The sequence below is a fragment of the Mucilaginibacter aquatilis genome, assembly GCF_009755275.1.
Lineage (GTDB): Bacteria > Bacteroidota > Bacteroidia > Sphingobacteriales > Sphingobacteriaceae > Mucilaginibacter > Mucilaginibacter aquatilis.
In genome coordinates this window covers 129112-153422 of the sequence record NZ_WQLA01000004.1, presented here as the reverse complement: position 1 = coordinate 153422, position 24311 = coordinate 129112, and the positions used below count along the sequence as shown (strand labels likewise).

15 protein-coding genes are annotated in these 24311 nt (G+C 40.7%); 5 read left to right on the top strand and 10 right to left on the bottom strand.

Annotated elements, in window-relative coordinates; translation table 11 throughout:
* Positions 1 to 197: 197 nt before the first annotated feature.
* The 7 genes from GO816_RS11550 to GO816_RS11520 all read right to left on the bottom strand — a co-directional run bounded on the left by GO816_RS11550 (position 198) and on the right by GO816_RS11520 (position 6707).
* Positions 198 to 1373: a FecR family protein gene (locus tag GO816_RS11550; RefSeq protein ID WP_157542089.1), complete on the bottom strand. Its 1176-nt coding sequence runs from the start codon at positions 1371 to 1373 to the stop codon at positions 198 to 200.
* A gap of 51 nt (positions 1374 to 1424) precedes the next feature.
* The gene (locus GO816_RS11545) at positions 1425 to 2123 is read right to left on the bottom strand and encodes an RNA polymerase sigma factor (protein ID WP_157542088.1); all 699 of its coding nucleotides are present in this window, start codon (positions 2121 to 2123) and stop codon (positions 1425 to 1427) included.
* A gap of 231 nt (positions 2124 to 2354) precedes the next feature.
* Positions 2355 to 2786 carry a hypothetical protein gene (locus GO816_RS11540; RefSeq protein WP_157542087.1) on the bottom strand — a complete coding sequence of 144 codons (432 nt, stop codon included), beginning with the start codon at positions 2784 to 2786 and terminating at the stop codon, positions 2355 to 2357.
* A gap of 126 nt (positions 2787 to 2912) precedes the next feature.
* Positions 2913 to 3809, bottom strand: coding sequence for a peptidase associated/transthyretin-like domain-containing protein (locus GO816_RS11535; RefSeq protein WP_157542086.1), 897 nt, complete (start codon positions 3807 to 3809; stop codon positions 2913 to 2915).
* 47 nt (positions 3810 to 3856) lie between these two features.
* Positions 3857 to 4624 (bottom strand): XAC2610-related protein, encoded by a 768-nt coding sequence (locus GO816_RS11530; protein WP_198171502.1) that lies wholly within the window; start codon positions 4622 to 4624, stop codon positions 3857 to 3859.
* Positions 4625 to 4747: 123 nt separating this feature from the next.
* A complete protein-coding gene (locus tag GO816_RS11525; RefSeq protein WP_157542084.1) occupies positions 4748 to 5473 on the bottom strand; it encodes a hypothetical protein in 726 nt (241 codons plus the stop codon).
* A 508-nt stretch (positions 5474 to 5981) separates the two neighbouring features.
* Complete coding sequence (locus GO816_RS11520; protein WP_157542083.1) at positions 5982 to 6707, bottom strand: hypothetical protein; 726 nt, start codon at positions 6705 to 6707, stop codon at positions 5982 to 5984.
* Positions 6708 to 7090: 383 nt separating this feature from the next.
* On the opposite strand from GO816_RS11520, the gene GO816_RS11515 reads away from it, so the two are divergent.
* Positions 7091 to 8203: an alginate lyase family protein gene (locus GO816_RS11515; protein ID WP_157542082.1), complete on the top strand. Its 1113-nt coding sequence runs from the start codon at positions 7091 to 7093 to the stop codon at positions 8201 to 8203.
* Positions 8204 to 8446: 243 nt separating this feature from the next.
* Positions 8447 to 12472, top strand: a complete 4026-nt coding sequence (locus GO816_RS11510) for a hybrid sensor histidine kinase/response regulator (protein WP_198171501.1) — start codon at positions 8447 to 8449, stop codon at positions 12470 to 12472.
* A gap of 78 nt (positions 12473 to 12550) precedes the next feature.
* On the opposite strand, the gene GO816_RS11505 is transcribed toward GO816_RS11510, so the two are convergent.
* Genes GO816_RS11505 through GO816_RS11495 form a run of 3 tightly spaced genes read right to left on the bottom strand, consistent with a single transcriptional unit; the run spans position 12551 to position 15719 of the window.
* Positions 12551 to 13669, bottom strand: coding sequence for a glycoside hydrolase family 88/105 protein (locus tag GO816_RS11505; protein ID WP_157542080.1), 1119 nt, complete (start codon positions 13667 to 13669; stop codon positions 12551 to 12553).
* Between the two features lie 35 nt (positions 13670 to 13704).
* A complete protein-coding gene (locus GO816_RS11500) occupies positions 13705 to 14553 on the bottom strand; it encodes a glycoside hydrolase family 16 protein (RefSeq protein WP_157542079.1) in 849 nt (282 codons plus the stop codon).
* Positions 14553 to 15719, bottom strand: coding sequence for a glycoside hydrolase family 43 protein (locus tag GO816_RS11495; RefSeq protein ID WP_157542078.1), 1167 nt, complete (start codon positions 15717 to 15719; stop codon positions 14553 to 14555). Before GO816_RS11495 ends, GO816_RS11500 begins: the two co-directional genes overlap by 1 nt.
* A gap of 615 nt (positions 15720 to 16334) precedes the next feature.
* Between GO816_RS11495 and GO816_RS11490 the strand changes: the two genes are divergently transcribed.
* The 3 genes from GO816_RS11490 to GO816_RS11480 are packed head-to-tail and all read left to right on the top strand — an operon-like array spanning position 16335 to position 24306.
* Complete coding sequence (locus tag GO816_RS11490) at positions 16335 to 19532, top strand: SusC/RagA family TonB-linked outer membrane protein (protein ID WP_157542077.1); 3198 nt, start codon at positions 16335 to 16337, stop codon at positions 19530 to 19532.
* 17 nt (positions 19533 to 19549) lie between these two features.
* Entirely contained in the window at positions 19550 to 21223 is a 1674-nt protein-coding gene (locus GO816_RS11485) for a RagB/SusD family nutrient uptake outer membrane protein (RefSeq protein ID WP_157542076.1), read from the top strand.
* A gap of 32 nt (positions 21224 to 21255) precedes the next feature.
* Entirely contained in the window at positions 21256 to 24306 is a 3051-nt protein-coding gene (locus GO816_RS11480; protein WP_157542075.1) for a SusC/RagA family TonB-linked outer membrane protein, read from the top strand.
* Positions 24307 to 24311 lie beyond the last annotated feature (5 nt).

The window sequence follows — 24311 nt, the reverse complement described above, 5'->3', positions numbered from 1 at the left end:
TCACTATGCGAATGACTGAGAGATTATTGCAGGCTGAATGCCCTGATCTAATAAGATCTTGAAATTTCATTACATTTGTTTATTAGCGTTTTAGTTGAATGTGTGAATACGTCTTGGCTAAACACTGATATTTAATTGACCGGGGATGTTGGCGCATTCCCGGTTATTTTTTATAGTGTTTATTGGCTAGATAAAAACTATTGCATAACAGTAACTCTCCTTCCCTCAATTTTAAAGTGTACAGATCCTGTTGTTTCGAGTACCTCAAGCATTTCTGAGATATTTTTAAAGCGTGATAATGCACCGCTAAAAAGTTGTTTTCTTACGTCCTGGTCTTCATACACCACATCAACGTTGTACCACCTTGATACCTGGCGCATTATATTTTCAAGGCTTTGCTGGTTGTATAAAAATAAGCCGTTTTTCCAGGCCATGGCTTCTTCCAAATCGGCAGTCTTTACGCTAACGTTGCCATTGGCAAAAACGGCTTGCTCACCCGGACTTATAGTTGTTGATTTTTGAGCGGTAACTACACTTACTTTTCCCTCAAGTAAAGTGGTTTTAGTAACCGGTTCATCTGCGTATGCGTTGATGTCAAAATGAGTTCCAAGTACTTTGACCTGTTGTTTATCAGTAATTACTAAAAACGGACTTTTGGCGTTTTTGGCAACTTCAAAATAAGCCTCACCCGTAAGCTTAACCGTACGATTTTGCTCATTGAATTTCACCGGAAATGTTAATGATGATGCTGTGTTCAGCCATACGTGGCTCCCATCAGACAGAACTACCTGAAACTGGCCGCCACGCGGCGTTTTTATGGTGTTGTGTGATGTGTCGGTATTTGAAGATGCTGGGTCTGCTTTATAATGGTATAACAGGGTGCCGTCTGCACCTTTCTTTATAATTACGCCGTGCTCTTGTATGGTGCCTTGGTTGTTTGCCTGTGATAGATTTACCACCTTGCCGTTTGCCAAAGTCAAAGTTGCCTGCTCAAAGCCTGGCTTTACATCGTTCTTATAGCGTTTGGCTATTGATTGATTTGCCGGCGACTGAGTTGCGAGGTATATTGCCGCACCCGCCGCAACAACTAACACAGCAGCTGCATAACGATACCATGGTTTTAGCTGTTTTATTTTAAGGTTGTTCTTCCCGGATGTTTGCTGTGTTAAACGTTTGAAAATACTTTTCTTAACATCTTCCGGTGCTGAAAACTCATAAGCATTCAGGCTATGCCATATATCATCCATCGCAGCCAAAATTTCGGCATCATTGCCAGTTAGCTTGAAATGACTTATAAGTATATCAAAGTCTTCCTTTGATATAGTACCATCAGCATAGCTGCGTAAAAGAGAATTTATTTGTTTGCTTGTCATTATAATTACAGGATGTTAACACACCCTTAATAATGACATTACACATCAAACCTAATGATGTACCAATGGAAAGTGAAAAAAACTTGAAAACTTTTCAATGTTTTTTAAAAAACCGAGTAAAAACACAATATATGGTTCGTTTAAATGCTCTCGAAGCGATTTTAGGGCAAGAAATAAGTGATTTCGTACAGTATTTTTTGACAAGTTTAATTTTGTAGCGATTTCGTCGTGGCTTAAACCGTCTTCACGGCTCATTCTGAATATTTGTTGCTGCTGCGCAGGAAGCAACGCAACTTTAGTTTCAGTAATTCTTTGAAGATCATTAAAAAGTATAGCTTCCTCAGTAAGATTTGTGCTATCATCAACCTGTTTCCACAATTCGTCAACTGCTTTTTGTGAACTGGCGGTTTGACGTAGCGAATTCAGCGCAAGACGTTTAGTAATAGTATATATATAAGGTGTTATAGGAAGTGAGGCATTAATCTTATCACGATTATTCCAGGCGTTTAAAAAAGCATCATGTACTATTTCTTCGGCTTGCTCCCTGCTTTTTAACATTTTGAAGGCAAACGCATACATTTTGCCAACGTTTTGCTCGAAAACCATTTTAAAGGCATTCTCATCTCCCTGCTTAAAGGATGTAATCAAGTCTACAGCAGCACTATCATGGCTGGCTTGTTGTATCCAATTTAAATTTTCGAAAACTGACCTTGCGAATATCCACCACGAAGGACCTTTTAAAACTATCATCGACACTTTCTCTTTTAACTTTTAGCAGCCCGGCATGTTTTCGTTTGGTAGATAAATAGAAACACCTAATTTAAGATGTTTATATTAAAAAAGTGAATTTAATAAGATAAAGGAGTGAATTTGATGTATAAACATCTATCTAGTTACTTACTAAGCCAAATTTTACGTTGGCAGTATAGGAGTTTTCAATGTGTTGTACAAAAAGAGGTAGCTGTTGTAACAGTGATTTATTTATCTATACTTTACATCAAGCAGCGTTTGTGTACGGCCGTTTGAGTAATAAGGTGATGTGCTGTTTGAAGTCACTTTAAGCTCATCATTAATATATATCTTTCCTATAGCCGTTGCTTTGTCGCCGTTAAGGAGCATGTCAACATGCAGGCCTATTGAACTCTTGCCGTTATCAATAATGTTTACTTCTTTTTTCCAGGTGGTTCCTTTAAAGGTATCAAAAAGGTAGCTGCCTTCAGCTGCAGTAAACATTAGTTTATTGTACGCCTCATTATCGAAAGCGGCTACCGAACTATTTACTTCATAAGTTATCTTGATAGTTTTTTCGGGAGTTGTGTTGGCAATAGGAGCTGGTTCTTCTTTGTTTTTCTTTTTGCAACCAAAGCCGGTAAATACAGCAGTTATCAGTAATATATATAATAAAAATTTCATCGACTGTCAATTTGTTAGGGAACACTTACTTCGTGATTAAGTTTGTGAACAATGATTTGTAGCTAACGCTCACAAAATTGATATCCAGGCCTAATGCCATGTTGATTATATGATATGTATGAACCGTTAATCATTACCCGTAGTCTTTGTAAATATGCCATTGGGTTTAAGTTGGTAAATAACAGTAGACGTTTCGACAGGGGCGTTAGTTAGAGAACCCGTAATATCGCCCTGCTCATTATACGTAAACTGATCTTGGCTATGTGAATTAATAGTAACCCTACCGTTTTGTTCAATCACGAAGTCTCTGTAAAAAATGACTTCAAAAGTGAACCTGCTATCCAATAATAAAGCATCTAACTGGTTTCCCATTTTATCATAGCTATTCAACTGTATATTAATAATCTCCGTATCGTTTTCACCCTTTACCGAATAAATCACCATTTTATAATTTACACCAGCCATTTGAAATTGAGATGCTGTTATGTACCGGGTGTCATTTTTCATTTGATAACCATATGGGCTTTCTTTTACTTGCAGCTCGTTGCTCGTGTTTGGAGTAAGAGTAAAGCCTTCCGGAACAACCAAACTGTAGTCATGCGTATCGTTGTCTTTTTTGTAGAACTTAGTAAAGCGGCCGGATGTAATTGGCCATTCAATTTTTGCATCGATAGTCTTTTTTATAACAGGTGCTTTTGATAAATATATCGTATCGCTGCTATTTTTGAATGTACTTTCCATTACTTTACCCGAGTGGGGAGTTATTGTTCCAATGGTATCTGCTGTATATCCATTTTTATAAAAGTATAAAGTGCCGTTTACATCACCCTCGGCAATTAAACTGAAGTATCCTTTAGCGTCAGTTTGCACCTGTTTGTTATTGTAGCTCACAGTCACACCCTGCAATGGGCGTTTTGTTTCTTTTTCATATACATAACCGGTATGCTCGTTTTTGCTGCATGAAAACAAAAACATCAAGCAAATTGCGACGGTGTGTAATGTAAATTTTGAGGTAATTTTCATTATTGACAAGTAGTTGAGGTGTAAGTAGTGATTGAAAGGACAGATGTCTAGCGCTTCTCGGCTGACCTTAGGTACGTCAATTTGTTGTCTTTGCTTATACGATAAACATCCTGCCACCAACGTGCACCACCACGGCAAGACGTATAGAGTAATTTTTGTTTTTCATTTAAGGTTACATCGCATAAACAATTACATTTAGCACGCGCATCAGTTGGTTCCTTCAGTGGTTTAAAGTTTTTTGTTGACGGGTTGTAAAGGAATATGTTAAAAGTATGATAAACCCCCATGCCTGCATCAGGTAACGAAAATGCGATATCATCATAACCGTCGAAATTGTAATCTTTAACGTATGCAGATCGGATAGCATTGGGAGAGTCTAATGATCCAAAGCCGGTTGTAATTAACTTACCGGTAGGATATTTAAATTGAAATGTCTCGTCTAAACTGTTGGTAGTAAAGGAAATAATAATACCATGTAATAGGAGTTTTTGAGGCTCGTTATCACCTTCCGTTTGCTGGTCAGCCAGCAATTCAAATTTTTTGCCGTCTTTACCTCGCAAATACCAGGCGCTGCTTACCCGACCTGATTGTTCAACCACTCCATATGTTCCTGTTGTTTTGTCTCCTGCCAATTCACTCCACTCGTAATAATAGCCTTCGGGTTGCTTGTTTGAATTTGTTAAAACGCTTTTGGTGAATTTTTCCAGTCTTAACGCTAAGTACCCAGCTTGCTTATTGTATTGAACAAATGCAGCTTTACCATCATTTGAACAGTGGATGCTTAATTCAAATGGCTTGGTTTCATTCTTAGACATCAGCTTAAATGTCTTCGCATAACCTACGCTGAAAAGCAGTGTTACAATTAAAAGCAATTTGGTTATGTTAATTTTATGAATCTTCACAATTTTCAATTTTAAATAGTGGACATACATTTGATTTTAGCAGGGAAACCACCAGTGCAAGAGATGTAGTTTACCGTTCTTGAAAAATATCTTCACATGTCCGTCAGATACATTGTTGTAATCTTCACGCAATTGTATAACCTGTAATTTCCCCTCGCCAAACACGTCCATTTCACTAATATGTTTTATGGCGTTAGGAAACAGTCTTTTTATATCGCCCATGGTTGTTGACTTGTTGAGTAAATGTCCTTTATATAATATATGATCTCCACCATCGAAGCTTATTTCATCAATGGCAACCTTATTGCCTGAATTTTCGAATCTCGAACCATTCTTATACAAGTATTTTGCTTGCGGATTAACCGAGCCATCTGCCTCTTCAAATATGGAAGTGCAGGGCTCTACATCGCTTAAAAGTTTTGAACTGTCTGGCTCTCCAAAATTTGCCTTAAAATCCATTACTGAAAAGTACCTTTTCAGTTTCCCATTTAATAAAATGTCTTTTTCGTCCACAACTTCAACGGAGTCTTTATTGTTGGCATTTGATTTTGGTTCAGACACTACGGTATCTGTAGCCTTGTTAATGTTTTTTATATTGCCGGTTTGTTTTGGAGCGGAGGGTTTGCCGTTGTTGTTGCAAGATGTAAAAACCAGGCAAATAACAATAAGGCATGTAGTGGTCAATTCAAAAGTTTTGCATTGCAGATTGTGACTTTGGCTTTTCTTCTTGCCTGGGGATGACTGATGATTGATATTAAACATTTCTATTAGTTTAGGTAGCATTTAAAGATTTGTATATCTCGACTTCTTCATAATTGATCTTTTAAAGGATACAAAGAGCAAAAAAGACGTTATTAAGTTGATGACTGAAAAGCATAAAAGACGCATCAGAATGCCACTGTTATGATCACGAAAATCTTTAAAATAAACAGCAATTAATATAATAACCAATATGAGGGGTGCACCACAAAAAGTAAGCAATGAGAGTTTGCGGTTTTCCCTGATTGAGTTGAGTTTATTAAGTAGAATAACAAATGAAGAAAGCAACATTACAGTCAATAAAACTGCCGAATAACCAAGGTTCAGAACTATGTCCAAAATGTCTAAAACGGATGATAGAAACCCTTCACCGTGCGTATTTATATTAGAAATAGAAAACCTGTATACTATAAAAATTAATAAACTTGTAACTAAGCTCAGTAACCAATATAAACTAATAACTCTATTCATCTTATTGGTGTTTTATATGGATGATAGGTATAGAATGACACTATTTGTATTCAACCAGATGGTCATTTGCTAAATCATATTCATAAAGTTTATCATCTTCATCTCCAATGTAAAGCCACTGCACAACGTTGCTACCGTTTGGCCCAACAGGTGCAATGCCTAGCATGGTATAGCTTTTTCCATTTTTTTCCTGCGGCTCGATAGAGTAGGTTATATCCTGCTTATTGCTAATAGCCTGCCTTAGTAATGGATTTTGTGTAGTTGCTAAATAATATTCTGCTGATAAGTAAAGCCGGTCAAGGTAAGACGAGGTGTAATCTTCTGTTGTAGCCCAGGTATACTTTATTTTTTTTGGATACAACTTTCTGAACTTTGATACGGGACCATCTCCTGTCTTCGCTACTGCAATAAGCAACTTAGCAGGCACCTCAGCATCATCATCGCCCGCCATGGTAATGGTTCCATCTTTCCAGGTAATTTTAACTAAGTCGCCACGGTTTAGGCTACGGGTGGTGTCTGCGTCATTAATGAAGCTCCGTGACGACTTATCCTCACTTGCTATCAATTGAGAATAGTCGCCGTCGTCAATATATTTAACAAATGCAAAATCGCCCTCATGGCGCTTTTTTACAATTTCTTTATTGGTTAGGCTGGTATCACGAACTGCTGGTTTGATTTCGGGCTTTGCGCTTTTGGGAGGCTTGGTAGAGCATGCTTGAATCATAGCAAGTGCTATAATAACGGTAATTGTTTTTAGGTTGAGCATATATTTGAGTTTTACATTTACTTGCCGTTAAGATATAAAGGCATTAATGCAGTAAACAAATTAAACGTTCATAGTAAACCACACCTCAGTGATATAGTTTGAATAAATTAGCCTTGATGTTGCTGTTGAAATATTTTAAAGCGTATTATACTTTTATGAAAAGCACTGTGCGTTGTTAGCTCAAGTATTCAAATAGGATAATATGACCCATCCGATAGCATTTAGTATCTCCTGCAAAGCCCTATGGTGTGCAAACTCATCAACTAGGGCCTACAAATTCGGCAAAAGCAGTGACGGGTTAGGCAAATGCTTTTACGTTGTTTAGTTTTGAGAACCTATTATAAAAGCCCTTACAAAGGCTTTCATTTATACCATTCCTCATTATGAAGATTAATTTTTTACGCGGTCTAATTAAAAGGACTTTGATGTTAACGCTCATCGTTTTTGCCATGCAGAGTTTTGCTACGGAGCAACCTTCAGGTATGCATCCTAAGGCACAGCTCGATTTTGTAAGAAAGCAAATTAAGGCTAAAAAGGAGCCTTATCTTTCGGCTTTCAAACAACTTATTCAAAAAGCTGATAGTGCCTTGCTGGTTAATAACCATGCAGTTGAAGATTTTAGAGTTCCGGGCTATTATCAGCAGAAAGCAGAGCACCAATCAAAGTCTTTGGCTTTACAGGTTGATGCTTTCAGCGCGTACAGTTGTGCGTTAGCCTGGCAGTTTACCAATAAAAAGGTATATGCCGAAAAGGCACTATATTTTCTCAGTAGCTGGGCAACTACCAATAAGGCTTACTCAGAACTTGACGGATCATTGGTGATGAGCTATTCAGGTTCGGCTATGCTTATGGCAGCAGAACTACTTAAGCCATATTCAGGGTGGAAAGCAGATGATAAGGCATTGTTTACTAACTGGGTAAAAAATGTTTTTATAAAAGCCGCACACAGCATCAGGTATCGCAATAATAATTCGGGAGATTGGTCAAGACTGGCAACCGTTTTAGGTGATTGTTTTATTGGCGATGTGGCCGACATTAAAAAAACTACTGAGATGATTAAAGCCGATTTGTTTAATAAAATAGCGCCGGATGGTCATATGGTTGAAGAGGTTAAACGTCAGGGTAACGGCATATGGTATACCTACTTTTCACTCGCTCCGCTTACCGCTTCTATGTGGGTAATATATAATACCACGGGAGACAATTTGTTCACGCTTGAAAAAGATGGCTCATCGGTAAAAAAGGCTTTAGAAAGATTGCTATACTACAATCAACATCCTGAAGAGTGGATATGGTTTAAAAACCCGGTTACCAGTAATACCTATACTTCGGTAGGATTTTGGCCGGTTAACCTGCTTGAAGCCATGCACTATATTTATCCTAATGATAATTTTGAAGCCTATATTGCGCCGCACCGTCCAATCATGTATTCCAAGCATGATTACGCCTGGACATTCCCAACATTGATGCCCGTAAAGCTTAATGGTTATAATTAACTGGCAGCCTGCAGCATCATTCAAAAAATGCATTTAATGTGCATTCGACGGCAAACAATTTCATATATTGGCATTACGTTCAGTGTTGTAAACCAAGCTTAATTATTAAAATACGCACCGTCATGAGCAATCATGGCGGTTTGCTGTTAACACTGCGCCAACCAATTATAATACTTTCGGGTTTTGTGTATGAGGCTATTGAATGTTTTGAGATGCGCGTTTTTAATAAGCAGCTTTTATTTTTTGATTTTTAGTGCCATTGCGCAACAAAAGCCGGTTATAAATTACCTCGGTATTGAAAATGGCCTATCAAACAGTGCGGTACGCAGCATATTTCAAGATCATAATGGTTTTATGTGGTTTGGAACCTATGATGGTTTAAATCGTTACGACGGTTATGAATTTAAAGTTTTCAGAAGCCGCGCCGGAGATGCAAGCACACTAATACATAACTGGGTTAATACCATTGCCGAGGATGCACAGTACCACCTTTGGATTGGTACTCAGCAAGGTTTAAGTATTTATAACCCTGCATCAGGGAGGTTTGGGACTGCGAAGTATATTGATGGGGAAACTTTAGCGCCGGTTACAGGCAATATAAAAGAGATTAAAGCCGATGCCTTGGGCAACGTATTCGTCTCGGCCGAGCATAAGGGACTTGTTTTATTCTCAAACAATGGCAAGAATCCCGGGCGCTTGATTAAGTTGCCATCTACAACCAGGTACAACATATCATCGCTAACTATAGGGAGTGATCAGAAGCTGTGGCTTATTATTGAAAATTTGGGTCTTTGTACATTTGACATCAAAAAGCAAAAACTCACGTTAGTGAATGCAAGCATACGTTCTGCCTACTGTATGCTGTTTGATGGTAAGTTGCTTTGGATTGCAAATTCTGCCGGATTAAGCCGTTTTAACACAAGCATTAATAAACTTGATCAGCAATACCGCGTTGGCTCCGGTCAGCTAACTTCCCAACGCTTCACCGCAATCATTAAGAGCGGACCTAACGAGTTGTGGGTATCAACAGATGGTGGAGGCATCAATATTCTAAACACGCAAACGGCTCATTTCACTTATCTTACCAGTGGTAACGGCTCGCACTCGTTAACCAGTAACGCGGTTGCCGCTTTATACTGCGATAAAGAAATGCGTAAGTGGATAGGAACGTTACGGGGCGGTATTAATATTCTCGACCCGCACATCGCAAATTTCAAAAACGTTTCAAATATAGCATTCCAATCAAACAGTCTGGTTAACAATTTTGTGCTGTCGCTACTTGAGGAAACACCTCAAAGGTTATGGATTGGAACTGATGGTGGTGGATTGAGCATATGGGACCGCTCCTCTAACCATTTTACCAATTACACGCATAATGCAAATGATGAAAGCTCTTTACCTGGTAACTTTATAACAAGCATTAAAAAAGATGTTAACGGCAACATATGGGTAGCGTCTTACGATGGCGGAATTGGCAAGTACATAAGCAGCACCGGCCGCTTTCAAAAATATTATGGTACTAACCCGCACAATAAGCGCTCTTCAACCTTTTGGCTATTGGAGAGTGACAAGCAGGGTCGACTATGGGCGGGTTCGATACAAAATGGATTATACCTTTTTAACGCTCAAGCTAACCGGTTTGATTTATACGATGAAAACCTGCGCGATTTACTGGTTTTAAAAGCTGACAAAGCGGGGCAATACTGGGCAGGAGACTGGACTGATTTGATAAAAGTTGATTTACTGAATAAAAAGTACGAGCGTTATAAAATAGGTAAACCTGTGCGCTCAATTTTTGAAGATGGTAAAGGTAATTTATGGGTAGGAACTGAGGCGGGTTTGATTCAGTTTGACAGGAAAAACAAACAAATAGTAAGAAAATATACGACTGATGATGGCTTGGGAAATAATCATGTGCTAAACATTCAGGAAGATAAGAATGGAAATCTTTGGATAAGTACTTATAACGGGTTGTCGAGCTTCAACGTTATAAAGCAAAAGTTTAGTACTTATTCGCAGGCTGATGGCTTGCCAACTAATGAGTTTAATTTTAACGCTTCTTTAGCGCTTAGCTCAGGTGAGCTTGCTTTTGGGAGTATAAAAGGGTTGTCAGTGTTCCATCCCGAAAATATATCCCAAACTCGTTCTGATCCTAATATTGTACTCGCGGGGTTAAAGGTAAATAATCAGCCTATTGCACAATCGCCGCAGTATATAACCAAGCGCACCAGTAACGAAGCAACAGAATTGAAAGTGCCTTATGACAAGGCTATTTTTACCTTTGATTTTACCGCAATTGACTATCCTTATGCCGAACGTATCAATTATCGGTATAAAATGGAAGGCTGGGACCGTGGCTGGATAAACGCCGGAAATGTGCGCAGTGCCACCTATACAAACTTAGCTCCTGGTACATATACCTTTAAAGTTAATTGTACAAACCGCGACGGGCGTTGGGTAAAAAAACAAGTCTCCATTCATCTGATTGTTTTACCGCCTTGGTACCTCACCTGGTGGGCGTATTTATTGTATGCTGCAATTTTTGCATCGTTAGTTTACATATTTATTTCATACCGTATAAAGCAAACGCGGTTAAAATATGAAGTTAAGCTTGCCGTAGCCGATGCTAAAAAACAAAAGATATTGCAGGAGAAGGAGCGGGAAATTAACGAAAAGCGACTGGAGTTTTTTACCAGTATATCGCATGAATTTCGTACCCCAATATCGTTGATTATAAATCCTATTCGTGATATGCTGCGGCTTGATGCCAATGATAAGGGTTTAAACATTGTCTATCGCAATGCCAGACGCTTACTTAGTTTAGTTGACCAGTTACTGCTTTTCCGTAAGGCCGATTCAGGTACTGTACAATTAAGGGTTGCACCTGTAAACATTTATCGTTTATGTCACGAGGTATTTTTATGCTTTAAGCAACAAGCAAAATCTGCAGGGTTAGAATATGAGTTTTTGGCTAGTGAAGACACGGAATTAATGATCTACGCGGATAGTGAAAAGCTGGAGATAATATTATTTAACCTTATATCAAATGCCATTAAATTTACACCGCCTGCCGGAAATGTATCAATAGGTATTTTTGAGAATACTGAAGGCATAGAAGTAAAGGTTGCTGATACGGGCTGCGGTATTCCTGAAAGGGAAGGCGAACGCTTGTTTGAGAAGTATTACCAGTCGCGTACTGACGGGCGCCCCGTGAAAGCAGGTTTTGGTATTGGTTTGTATCTCGCCAGGCAATTTGCTGATGAACATCATGGTAACCTGACATATACAAGTAGAATTGACCAGGGCACTACTTTTACGCTTTCCTTACTCAAAGGCAAAAATCATTTTTCTCCTGAACTCATAGTAACACCACACCAACAAGAAGCCACATTCATAAATGAATTAGTAGGGGAGGAACCGATAGTGGAAGCTGAATCTCTGACGGGAGAGGAATTTAAAGCTGAAAATATTTTTACAGACCGAAAAGCTATACTTACCATTGACGATGATGCAGAGATACGTAGCTATATAAAATCGGTATTTAGTCCCCAGTACATCGTTTACGAGGCTGCAAGCGGCGAGGAAGCCATGATTATGGTGAAAGATAAATTGCCAGACCTTGTACTTTGTGACGTGATGATGTCAGGTATGACAGGTATTGAATGGTGCGACTGGTTGCGACAAGACGTAGCACTCAGCTACATACCGGTAATCCTATTAACGGCAAGCTCATCTTCGGAAAATAAACTGAAGGGCTTGGATTGCGGTGCTGATGATTACATAAGCAAGCCATTTGAGAAGGAGCTTCTGTTAGCACGTGTTGCCAATTTGTTAAATACGCGTAATAACCTGCGCAGCTACTTCTATAACGAGGTTACCTTGCAATCAAATAATATTGCCATATCAGAAGAGTACAAAGACTTTTTACAGAAGTGCATAACTATTGTTGAAAAGCACATCACTAACCCTAACTTCAGCATCAAAGTACTTGCATCTGAAATAGGTATGAGCCATTCAAATCTGTATCGTAAAGTGAAGTCAATGTCTGGCTATACTATCAATGGTTTTATACGCCTCATAAAGCTGCGTAAGGCGGCAGAACTGCTCATCAATACGGAGTATAATATTAATGAGGTAGCCTTTGAGACAGGCTTTAATAACGCTAAATACTTTAGGCTACAGTTTGTTAAGCTGTTTGAAATGACACCGTCAGACTTTGCAAAGCGCAATCGTAAAGTATTTAAAAAGAAGGTTAAAGTAAACCTTTAAACAAAATATACAGCAATGTAAAAGCCCCTTGTTTAGTAACCAAGGGGCTTAATTGTGTAAGTGATAGGTTGTGTGATATTATTTAGTGTTGTATTTATATATCTCGCTTCCGCTTAGTAAAAAGGCACCTACGCCATATACTTCTGTGCTGCTTGCATCAACTTTATCTGGGCTTGCACCAATGGGTTGAACGTATCCCAGCATTCCGTTTTCATGAACAGATGATGTAAGTGCAGCCCATGCCTTTTCAACAGCCGGCCAATAAGCTTTTTTGTTTAGCAAGCCATGATTAACACCCCAAGCCAAAGCATAGCAGTAAAAGCCTGTACCGCTCATTTCTTTAATTGGATAGCTTGCAGGGTCAAGCAACGAGGCGTGCCAACTTCCATCAGGCTGTTGTAATGATACAATACGGCCTGCCATGTCTTTGTAAAGCTTCTCAAGCTTTTTACGGTCAGGATGTTTAGCAGGCGTACCCTCCAGCAAGCGTACCAAACCAGCCAAAACCCAGCCATTTCCTCTAGACCAAAATACTTTCTGTCCGTTCTGTTCCTTTTTATTTAAATAAGTTTCATCACGGAAGTACAGCTTCTCAGCAGGATCATACAAAAACTCAGTAGTTTTCCACCATAGTTTTATAGCCGTATTGGTGTATTTTTGATCACCTGTGGCTAACGTTAGGTAGCTTAGCGCCGGCGGGCCCATAAATAAAGCGTCGCACCAAGCCCACTCACGCATGGCGATGTTGTTTTTCCAGTTAAGTGGCTCGGTGTGTGGTTGCGCGGCAATACTATCAGCAAGAGCCCTGAAAGGAGCAATCATTTTAGGCTCTTTATACCGCAGGTATAATTGTGAATACGTTTGAGCAACGCAATAATCATCGGCATAAAAGCGCCGTTTTCCTGTGTTCCATTTATTATCCTCCCCAATTTTTATCAATACGTCCAAATATCTTTCATTACCAGGTAAGTTACCTAGTGCAAATATGCCGGTATAGCAAGCGCCCAAAGTCCAGTCAACTTTTGGATATTTATAACCGTCAGTGTTCCATTTATTAATTTGCCAGTCGGCAACGCGTTGCATATCTTTTACTACCTGTTCTGCCTTGCTCTTTCCAGAGGTAGTTTTTTGCGAAAAGGCCTGCAATCCTGTAACGGTGAATAATGTTAGAATAAGTCCCGTTTTTGAAAATTTCATGTAGGGTGTATTAAGTTGTGTTTATAATTAATTTCTTACTTCGATTTTTGATAAATCCTTACATAGTCTACCTCAAAGCGTTTTGGAAACGTTGTGTTTGAAGGATCTCCTCCCTGCTGACCACCAATGGCCAAATTTAGCAGCATATAGTGCGGTTGCCTAAAGGGATTAATACCTGTGCCGTCTTTATTAACCATCTTGTCAACATCAACATTGAGCATCAGCATATCATCAACATATAAGGCAATGGTTTTCTCATCCCAGTCCATTCTCCATATATGGAAGCGGGATGCCCAGTTTTTACCACCCAGTGAATCAATATTACGGGTTTGGCTGGCCCATTCATCTTTGTTGTTTTCGCCTAAACAAACCATGTTAGCCAGCAATTTTTTACGGTAGAATTCCATAATGTCAATTTCGCCTGTCGCGGGCCAGCGACCCTTATTGCCAAGCGTCCACCATGCAGGCCACATACCATTACTGATGTCAATTTTGCCACGCATTACAAAGCGCCCATATTGCCATGATTGTTTGCGGCGTGTTTTTATGCTTGACGAGGTGTAGTAAGCTTGCTCCCTGTTTTTGCGCCACTCATCACTACCTGGTGTATAGTTAGGGTTAGTTTTCGTTTCGCGTCTTGCTTCAATTATAAGCAAGCCATTTTCGCACCAGGCATTTTCCGGCTGGTACCATTGGGCCTCTTCATTACGTTCAAAGCCCCGCTCATAACTCCAGTTGCTGCTATCGGGTGCTCCCTTGTAATTAAATTCATCGGCCCAAACTAATTTGTATCCACCAAGAGTGTCTGGCTTAACGATTTGCGCCGAGGATTGCGTCACACCGTAAAAGGCTGTAAATAAAACAGGAATAATGTATTTAAGCATTACTTACTCTTATCGTTTGATTGGTTTTGTGCGGCTTGTTTGTCAAAGTAATCAAGGCCCCATTCATCAAGCCATTTAATTTCAATATTGTTGCCTTTAAATGTGATAGGTAACCATAAATGACGACCATCTATAGCATTTTTAGGCGCCCATTTATCGGCCATGAAGATAAAAGCATTTTTTTTACCTTCAACAGGCAAAACATGCGTGCTTTGACCGCCAAAGGTTTTCTGTGCTCCGGCACCCACACATGGATTACCTTCAAACTTCCACGGACCCCATATTGAATTGGCCGAGAACCAACGAGCCGGGTTAGGAGCCCAACCTGTACAACCCGAACCTATCATGTAGTATTTACCGTTGTTTTTGAAGAGGGCAGGAGCTTCAGTTTGCTGTCCTATATAAATGCGTATAAATTTGCCGGTATGTGCCGTAAAGTCATCACTTAGTTCGGCTAAATGTAAAGTGTTATTTTCCTCAGATGAAAAAATATGATAAGCTTTTCCATCGTCATCTACAAAAATGGTCATATCACGCGCCATTTGTCCGCCAGGAAAGTCGCGCATAAAAATACTATCACTCCTGTTAGCCGGGTTAAGTTTGTTTATCTGAGCAGATTGTAAAGTGCCTGCCGGATAGTAAGGCATATAACCAGCATTTGGGCGGTAGCTGCGTACAAATTTAAACGGGCCAGTAACCCTATCGGCAACGGCAACACCGGTGCGGGCAGCTTCATAACCTTTGCCAAGCAGCTCAAGATGGAACCACATCACATACTTTTTGGTTTTAGGGTTGTATACCACTTTCGGGCGTTCCAAAATACAGCCTTTAGCAATATCACTCGTTTTGTCGTCAGATACTTTAAGTGCTATCCCTTCGTCTTTCCAATTGTACAAATCTTTTGAAGAGTATGCATGCACCCCTACATGGGCAACATTGCCGGCATCACCCTCAATTTTATGTTCTCCAAACCAATAATAGGTTCCGTTTTGGTACAGTACGCCACCGCCGTGAGCGTTTATATGAGTACCCTTATCATCGGGCCATATGGCTCCGGGCTTAAAAGTGTTTGCTTGAGCGTAAGAACTTTTTATACTGCCCAGTAGCAGGCCTGCTGTAAATAAAATGAAAATAGATTGTCGTTTTGTCCTCTTCGATAGGTTCATAAAAACAGATTAATTTGAGAGCAGCAATTTGTCATCATTAAGCCAATTACAGGGGGGGTAAATCCATCATATAAGTGCTATAATTTGAGCAAGTATTAAAACTGTGCTGATAATCAATACGGCATCAGCTTTAACTGAAATTTCATTTGGTAATATGCTGTTGCCTGTTTTAAGTTCGCGAGCTGACGTGTAATAGCCTTTAATAAAATGCAAGTTGAAGCAACATACAGCTGGAGAGTGATAACGTTACAAAGGCGGCAAAAAAAAGCGTTTTTGTATGGTTTGACGAAAAAGTACCCCCTAAATGGTTGATTTATGGGGCTACGAATGAGCAATTACTTAACAAATTTGCTTCACCAATTAATCATTTAAAAACCAAACAACCTTTAATTATGGTAAAATCTTTACATCGAACTCTCAGGGATACGAGTCCTTGCTTATCCCACACTTTTCTTTTAAAGCCTGACGCTTTGTAAAGCATATAATGAGGCTTAACGGTTAGGTAAAGCAAAAATTATTTACCGCTGCTGTGTTTACTAACGTTACGCAGCAAACCTGAGTTGCGCGTAGCGCAACCGGTTAGTCTATTAACCAATTTAAACTTATGATAAGAAAATGTACCCAAATCAATTTAAGCGTACACGCAACTTGCTAACCATGCGGGCATCGGCTATCACATCGGCCATAGCTTTGCTGCTTTGCGCTAACGAACAAGTGATGGCAGGAAACTTGCCGTCAAGTAAAACTGCCTTTAATTCCACCGCATTTTTTCAGGCCGCAGCACCTATTAAGGGCACTGTAAAGGATGAAAGCGGACAGCCCATAGTAGGAGCCAATGTGAAAATAAGAGGAACAAACACAGGTACCCAAACTGATGCAACCGGTCAGTTTAGCATTAATGCGGGCAAAGGGACTGTGTTATTGATAACCAGTATTGGTTTTGATGATAAGCAGGTTACCGTAGGCAACACTCTGCAGTTAAGCATTACACTTACATCAAAGCAAAACTCACTTACCGAAGTAGTTGTGAACGGTTATACATCGCAACGAAGAAGTGATGTTACGGCCGCGATTAGTACGGTATCAGGTAAAGAAATATTGAAATCGCCGGTAACCAACGTAACCCAATCCTTAGCAGGTGTGGTTCCGGGGCTAATTGTGCAACAATCACAGGGCCGTCCGGGTTTTAACTCAGCGAACTTGTACATACGTGGCCGTGTATCTCCAACAGCTACAGCTCTTATTATTGTTGATGGTGTTGAGCGTACAAGCTTTGGCGATATTGACCCCAACGAAATTGAAAGCATCAACGTACTTAAAGATGCAGCTTCAACAGCTCTGTATGGTTTGAAAGGCGCCAACGGCGTATTTGTAATAACAACAAAACGTGGCAAGGAAGGGCCTGCAAAAGTTACATTTACAGCTAACACAGGCATTGTTAGTCCAACGGCACGCCCTGAAATATTGAGGGCTTATGAAAGTGCATTGGTTTATACCGAAGGACAAATAAATGTGGGTGAAACCCGCACCTTTAGCGACGCCGACTTGCAAAAATTTAAAGACAAAACAGGCGATCCGTTACTTTACCCTGATGTTGACTGGTACTCGGAGCTGGTACGTAATTCTTGGTCTCAAAACCAGCAAAACCTTACTGTATCGGGTGGTACTCAAAAAATCAAATACTTCACCTCATTCGGACATCAGTTTGAGGATGGTAACTTCAAAAAATTTAAAACACCGCTTAATTACAGCACCACTCCAAGCTATACCCGTTATAATTTCAGGGCGCGTGTAAACTTTGATATTACCAGCTCAACAAACTTCGAGGTTAACCTTGCCGGGCGTAATGAGCACCGTTACAGCCCTGCCGGTATGAGTGAGTTTAATGATCCATCGGGTGTTGTTAGTAATGGTATTGAGGGTTTGGTTGGCAGATCTTTAAAAATTGCGTCATGGGGATTGCCATTTTTCCCGCAGTACACAAACTCATCCGACCCGCGTATTATAACGCTTGATAACACTTACAACCATATTGTAAACATGAGTTTGCTGGGTACAAATAGCGTTAACCCTTATGCATTCCTTACTTACAATGGTTATGCATTTACCGATATCAACGTTTCGGAAAGTATATTTACTTTTAATCAAAAGCTTGACTTTGTAACAAAGGGCCTATCATTCAAGGCCCAGTTTGGCTACGATGCCACTTTTAATACCGGAAAGTTGCAGCGCGGTAGCGTGGGTTATTACGAGTTGAACCGTAATACATTGGCAATTACACCTTATTCAACGTCATACAATGACTTTTTAGGTGCACCGGCTTACACGCGTACCGGTTTTACCAAAACTAACCTGCAATTGTTTTTAAACTACAACCGCTCGTTTGGCGAACATGCAGTAAGCGCAAACGTAATTGGACAGCGCGAGTTACAAAGCTCTGTAAACGCAAGCGCTCCGTTTGCTAACCAGGGTATAATTTCTCAGGTTACTTACAACTACGCCAGTAAATATTTCTTAACGGCTAACGCTACTTACAACGGTTCAGAAAACTATGCCGCGGGTTACCGTTATGGTTTCTTCCCGGCTGCAACTATTGGTTATAACATTGCCAATGAAGAATTCATGAAAAAGTTTGATTGGTTAACGTTGCTGAAAGTACGCGGTTCGGTAGGTAGGGTAGGTATCCCAAGCCCGGGCACTGGTCGCTTCTATTACCAGGATAACTTTGGGGCCGGAACATCTGTGCCATTTGGTAACCCAAGCAGCGTTTTCAGTGCGCCAACTTATACCCAAACCCAATACGGCAACCCTATGGTTAGCTTTGAAATTTCTGTAAAAAGAAATCTTGGTTTGGATATATCGTTGCTGAAAGATAAGATAAACTTTACTGCCGATGTATTTGACGATCGTAGGTCTGACATACTTATAAGCCGTAACAATACCAGTTTTGGCACCTACGGAGCAACAGTTCCAAACACCAACTATGGTGTAAATAAGAACCATGGTTATGAGCTTTCGGCCATGTATCAAAACCGCGATCATAAATTCACCTACTCAGTATCAGGTAACTTAATGTTTGCCCGCAACACCCGTAAGGTTTTGGATGAGGCACCGGGCCAAATACCAAACTTAAGAAGCACAGGAACGCCAATTGGTACTTACTTTGGCTATCATGTATTGGGCTATTATGCTAACCAGGCAGATATTGACAACAGTCCGGTTAATAACTTAACCAGTGTTAAATCAATTCCCGGCGACTTAAAATATGCGGACATTAACGGTGACGGACAAATAACAAGTTTAGATCAGTTACCAATAGGGCATCCTAACATTCCTGAATACAACGCCGGTTTAAACCTGCAGGCAGGATATAAAGGGTTTCAGCTATCGGTACAGTTTAATGCTGTTGACAATGTAAGCTCAAACGTTATTTTCTACGGTGGTGGTTTAAATCAGTACTACAAACCTATGTTGGGCCGCTGGACGCCTACAAATCCAAATCCAACATGGCCGGCCATGAGACCCGGACTGGCACCAAACCCGAACGAAACACTGAACGACTACTTTTTGCAGGATGCATCATATATAAAGCTGCGTAACATACAACTAGCTTATACATTCCCCAAAAAGGTATTAAATCGTTTAAAGCTTACCAATCTTACACTAATTGTGAGCGGACAAAATCTTCTCACCTGGACCAAATTTTACGGTGTAGACCCTGAGAATAACATAGTAGGTGGTACGTACAATTATGCCGCTACGGTTATCCCAACCACCAAGATTGTCAATTTCGGATTAAATATGTCCTTTTAATTCCTAAAACATTGAACATGAAAACTTTAAAGCTATCATTGCTCGCTATATTCATACTTTCATCCACCGCTTGTAAAAAAGACTTCTTACAGCGCGATATTGGTATTCAAACTGATATACAGAAAGTATTTCAGGATCCTATCCTGGCTTCTCGCTATGCCGATAACAGTTATACATTTAGCATCAACGATTACGGTCGTTTAAGCGGCTACAAAGGCATGACCTCGCAGTTTAGCGATGAATCAATTGCCAACAACGCGCAAACTGAGGTTGCTGTAATAAACCGGGGTTTGTTTTTGGATGCAGGTGCTTCAGACGTAAATACTATTTATACCCAAATGTACCGTGGTATACGTAATGTGAACGTTACCCTGGCCAACATGGATAAAACTCCATGGACGCCTGATTTAAACGCTAATTACATTAAAGGAGAGCAGCTATACCTGCGCGCTTACTTTTATTCGGAACTTATTAAGCGTTATGGTGGTGTTGTGCTTTTAACGCAGCCGCAAGATTTTACAGAAGCGGCTGACGATAAAGCGCGTGCGTCATTTGACGAAACATTGAACCAAATACTTGCAGATTTAGATCAGGCAATAACTCTGTTGCCGCAAACCAACGCCGATTGGCCTAACCCTGCTGCACAGGCTAACCGTGCAACAGGTGCAGCTGCTATGGCGCTAAAAGCACGCGTGCTTTTGTTTGCCGCAAGTCCGCTTAATAACTCAGCAAATGATGTTACCAAGTGGAAGAAGGCCGCTGATGCCGCTTTGGCAATCATCAACCTTAACAAGTTTGCGCTTGAGACCAATTATGCAAGCGTTTTACAGGTATCATCATCACGTGAGTATATACGGATATGGCCGCGCGGTGGGCGTTCTTATATCGGTACCTACATCAGCGATTTTCTGGTGCCCCTTAGTTATGGAGGTGCGCAGTCTAACTTATCTCCAACACAAAACCATGTTGATTTATATGAAATGAACAATGGTAAAGCCATTACTGATCCAACTTCGGGCTATAACCCTCAGGCGCCTTATACCAACCGCGATCCGCGCTTCTATGTAAATATACTTTACAACGGTGCAACCTGGCAGGGCAGGGCAGTGCAAACCTGGCAAACAGAGCCAAATGCATCTGGCGCCATAACTTACGGTACAGACATAAGTGCAGCTATTTCAATAACTAAAACCAGCTATTACTTGAAGCGTCTATGGCCCGAAACATCGCGTTCAGGCTCTACCGCTAGTGCACTGTTAAATTTTGTTTACTACCGTTATGCGGAGGTACTTATTAATTACGCCGAGGCACTTAACGAAGCTGAGGGACCAACCCAGGCTGTTTATGACGCGGTTGATGCCATCAGACAGCGTGCGGGTATGCCAAAATTGCCAACCGGCTTAAACCAGGAACAAATGCGTGCACGCATACGCAATGAGCGTGCTGTTGAATTTGCATTTGAAGATATGCGCTGGTGGGATATTTTGCGATGGAAAAAAGGGCCTGAATTGGTAGCACAACCTATGAAGGGCATGAAAGTAATCAGGAATGCAAATAATACTTACACTTATAATGTAGTGGAGCTTCCAACCTTCAGGAAAGTGTTTGAAGATTACATGCATCTGTATCCAATTCCGCGTAACGAGATGAACAAATCATCAGGCGCTCTTAAACAAAACCCAGGCTGGTAATCAATTCGATTTAAATTAACAAGTAACACAACATGACTAAATATATAAAGTGTTTTGGGATGTTTATGAGCTTGTCGGTATCGTTTACCGGCCTTGCGCTACAAGCCCAAACACTCAACATAAAAACCTTCAGCGGTAAAATTACCGATGAAAAAGGCGCCGCTATTGACGGCGTTGAAGTTACCGTAATAGGTAGCAGGGTAAGAGCCGGCTCTGATAAAAACGGCGGCTTTGCAATCAAAGGTATGTCCGAAGATTCTTTATCATTCAGCAAAGCAGGATATAAGGAACTAAGGGTTGCCGGGAAAGACAGGGCCGACATTAGCGTTGTTTTAGCAAAAAGTAACGGTGCCGATTACTTTAATGAACTGGTTGACATTCCGTTTGCCAAACGCACACGTCGCGAACTTAATTATGCTGTAAGTGCATTAAAGACTGATGACTTCCCAAAAATACCGGTAAGTAATCTATCAAGTATGCTTGCAGGCCGGTTTAGTGGTTTGCTGGTTCAGCAAACTGGCAACCAGCCGGGTACCGAAAATATCGCTTTCCAGGTTAGAGGCAAGTCGTCATATGCTCAAGGTTCAGCTCCTAAACTATTGGTTGACGGTGTTGAACGCGACTTTAGTGACATGGATATCAATGAGGTAGAAAGCATAACCGTTTTAAAAGATGCTGCTGCACTCAACTGGTATGGCTTACTGGGCGGCAATGGTGTTATTTTAGTAAATACACGCCACGGTAAAGCCAGACAGGACTTTATTAATTTTGACATTCAAGGCGGATTTCAAAAGGTGGAAAACCTGGTTGGGCCATTAAACTCTTACAACTTTGCCACTTTATACAATCAGGGCCTTACCAATGCGGGGCAGGCTCCTGCGTATAACCAGGCAGCGCTTGATGCGTACCAAAATCAGTCAAATCCTTATCTGTTTCCGGATAATAACTACATAGACCGGTTTTTGAACAAGACAGCGCCTGTACAACGTTATGCAGTATCATTAGGTGGCGGCAGCGATAAAATACGCTACTTTACTAACGTAAGTTATTATGATCAAAACGGTTTATTTAAAAACACACAAACCGATGATTATAACTCAAACTTTAATTACAAGCGCTATAATTTTAGGGTTAACCTTGATTATGATGTAACCAAAACCCTGAGCTTTTCATTGCTTGCGGGTGTGCGCAGCGAGCGTCGTACCGATCCAATTGGTGGCGGCGGCGGCGGTACAGCAGCAGTTCTTTCCAGCTTGTTTACACTTCCACCTAATGCGTTCCCAATTTTAAACCAGGATGGTACCTATGGCGGTACTTCGGTTTATCAAACCAACCCGTTGGGGCAATTGCAAAATAGCGGTGTTTACAAGGCTATTACCAACGTATTGCTGGCGTCAATTTCAGCCAAACAGCGTCTGGATTTTGTGACACCGGGTTTATCTGCAAATATTTTCTTTTCTTATGACGGATACGGAAACTATACGCACGGTTTCACTCAAAACTACTCAGTAGTAAATCAAACTTTAACACCATCACAAACCTTCCGTACGCCTGCGGTATTGGCTTACCAGTTTGCCGGTTTTGGCACAAGTACAAAAAACAATGAGGTTTGGGCTGGATTTGATTATGACCGCACCATTGGCGATCATAAAATTAATGCATCTGCGCGTGCTCAACAAGCTACCAGCGCCGCTGTAGACAGGATTGATTATAACGAGCGCTTGTTTGTTGGCCGTGTTGATTACGGATTCAAAAACCGGTATTTTCTGGGATTCACCGGAAGCTACTCAGGATCTGAAAATTACGCGCCCGGTCGCAGATTCGGCTTCTTTCCGGCAGGTACCATTGGCTGGGTAGTAAGTGACGAGGATTTCCTTAAGCCAACTAATGCGTTAAGCTATTTGAAACTGCGTGCATCATATGGACGTAGCGGTAACATTGGCCCAACTTACGATAGCAATGGCAATTTGGTAAGGTTGCCTTACAGGGCATTATTTACGCGCGGTGCCGGGCCAATACTGGGCTCTTCGTTCTCAAGCACCACCACCGCATATGAGGTAAGTCCAACTGGTAACCCCTTAACAACCTGGGAAAAAATTGACAGGCTAAACATTGGAGCCGACATTAGTTTCCTTAATAACTCGCTTTATTTAACGGCCGACTACTTTAACGAAACACGTACCGATATTTTGAGTAGCGCTAACCTGCCTGGCATATTAGGTGTGGCGGTAAGTGCAGTAAATTCGGGTAAGGTGAACAGTAAAGGCTTTGATATGAGCGTGCTTTACCAAAAAAACCTTAACGGTGTAAACTTAAGCTTGAATGGTAATTTTACTTATGCAGCAAATAAGCTGTTAGAGCAATCATTGCCAAGCGGAACACTTTCATACCAATCACCACTAGGATATAATATTGGTAATGTTAACGGAGCAGGCAACAAGCGCTATTATATATCTGATGGGTTATTTCAATCGCAAGAGGAGATTAACGCAAGCCCTAAACAGTCTTTATCAGGGCTAGTAGTTCCGGGAGATATTCGTTATAAAGATGTAAACGGCGATAACATTATTGACAGCCGCGATGCGGTATCAACTAACTATACCGACGTTCCTAAAGCGTACTACGGATTTGGATTTAACATCAGCTATAAGTTATTTGATATCAGCACACAGTTCCAAGGGGTTTACGGCCGTACAATTGACATTCGTTCACTTGTATATTCAGGGCCTAACAACCTGAATGCGTTATCTCTTGACAGCTGGACTCCGGCTACTGCATCAACTGCACGTTTTCCGCGCATAGCGTTGACTGACAATGGTAACAACAATGCAAGTTCAGATTTTTGGTTACGTTCAGGCGATTTCATTAAGCTACGTACTGTAGAGTTGGGTTTAACCCTGCCTCAGCGCCTTACTTATAAACTGCATATGCAAAAGGCCCGCTTTTTTATAGGTGGATATAACCTGTTATCATTCTCAAAATTAAAAGATTTGAATATGGATCCCGAAACTCCGTTTGCCGGACGCGGGAACAACTATCCTTATCTTAAAACTTATACGTTGGGTGTTAACGTGAAATTTTAACGCAT

What these genes read in the sequence shown, in the direction of transcription:
- GO816_RS11540 (WP_157542087.1), bottom strand. Translation starts at nt 2,786, where the DNA reads ATGAAATTTTTATTATATATATTACTGATAACTGCTGTATTTACCGGC.
- GO816_RS11530 (WP_198171502.1), bottom strand. Translation starts at nt 4,624, where the DNA reads ATGTCTAAGAATGAAACCAAGCCATTTGAATTAAGCATCCACTGTTCA.
- GO816_RS11550 (WP_157542089.1), bottom strand. Translation starts at nt 1,373, where the DNA reads ATGACAAGCAAACAAATAAATTCTCTTTTACGCAGCTATGCTGATGGT.
- GO816_RS11525 (WP_157542084.1), bottom strand. Translation starts at nt 5,473, where the DNA reads ATGTTTAATATCAATCATCAGTCATCCCCAGGCAAGAAGAAAAGCCAA.
- GO816_RS11485 (WP_157542076.1), top strand. Translation starts at nt 19,550, where the DNA reads ATGAAAACTTTAAAGCTATCATTGCTCGCTATATTCATACTTTCATCC.
- GO816_RS11495 (WP_157542078.1), bottom strand. Translation starts at nt 15,719, where the DNA reads ATGAACCTATCGAAGAGGACAAAACGACAATCTATTTTCATTTTATTT.
- GO816_RS11520 (WP_157542083.1), bottom strand. Translation starts at nt 6,707, where the DNA reads ATGCTCAACCTAAAAACAATTACCGTTATTATAGCACTTGCTATGATT.
- GO816_RS11500 (WP_157542079.1), bottom strand. Translation starts at nt 14,553, where the DNA reads ATGCTTAAATACATTATTCCTGTTTTATTTACAGCCTTTTACGGTGTG.
- GO816_RS11545 (WP_157542088.1), bottom strand. Translation starts at nt 2,123, where the DNA reads ATGATAGTTTTAAAAGGTCCTTCGTGGTGGATATTCGCAAGGTCAGTT.
- GO816_RS11480 (WP_157542075.1), top strand. Translation starts at nt 21,256, where the DNA reads ATGACTAAATATATAAAGTGTTTTGGGATGTTTATGAGCTTGTCGGTA.
- GO816_RS11505 (WP_157542080.1), bottom strand. Translation starts at nt 13,669, where the DNA reads ATGAAATTTTCAAAAACGGGACTTATTCTAACATTATTCACCGTTACA.
- GO816_RS11515 (WP_157542082.1), top strand. Translation starts at nt 7,091, where the DNA reads ATGAAGATTAATTTTTTACGCGGTCTAATTAAAAGGACTTTGATGTTA.
- GO816_RS11535 (WP_157542086.1), bottom strand. Translation starts at nt 3,809, where the DNA reads ATGAAAATTACCTCAAAATTTACATTACACACCGTCGCAATTTGCTTG.
- GO816_RS11490 (WP_157542077.1), top strand. Translation starts at nt 16,335, where the DNA reads ATGTACCCAAATCAATTTAAGCGTACACGCAACTTGCTAACCATGCGG.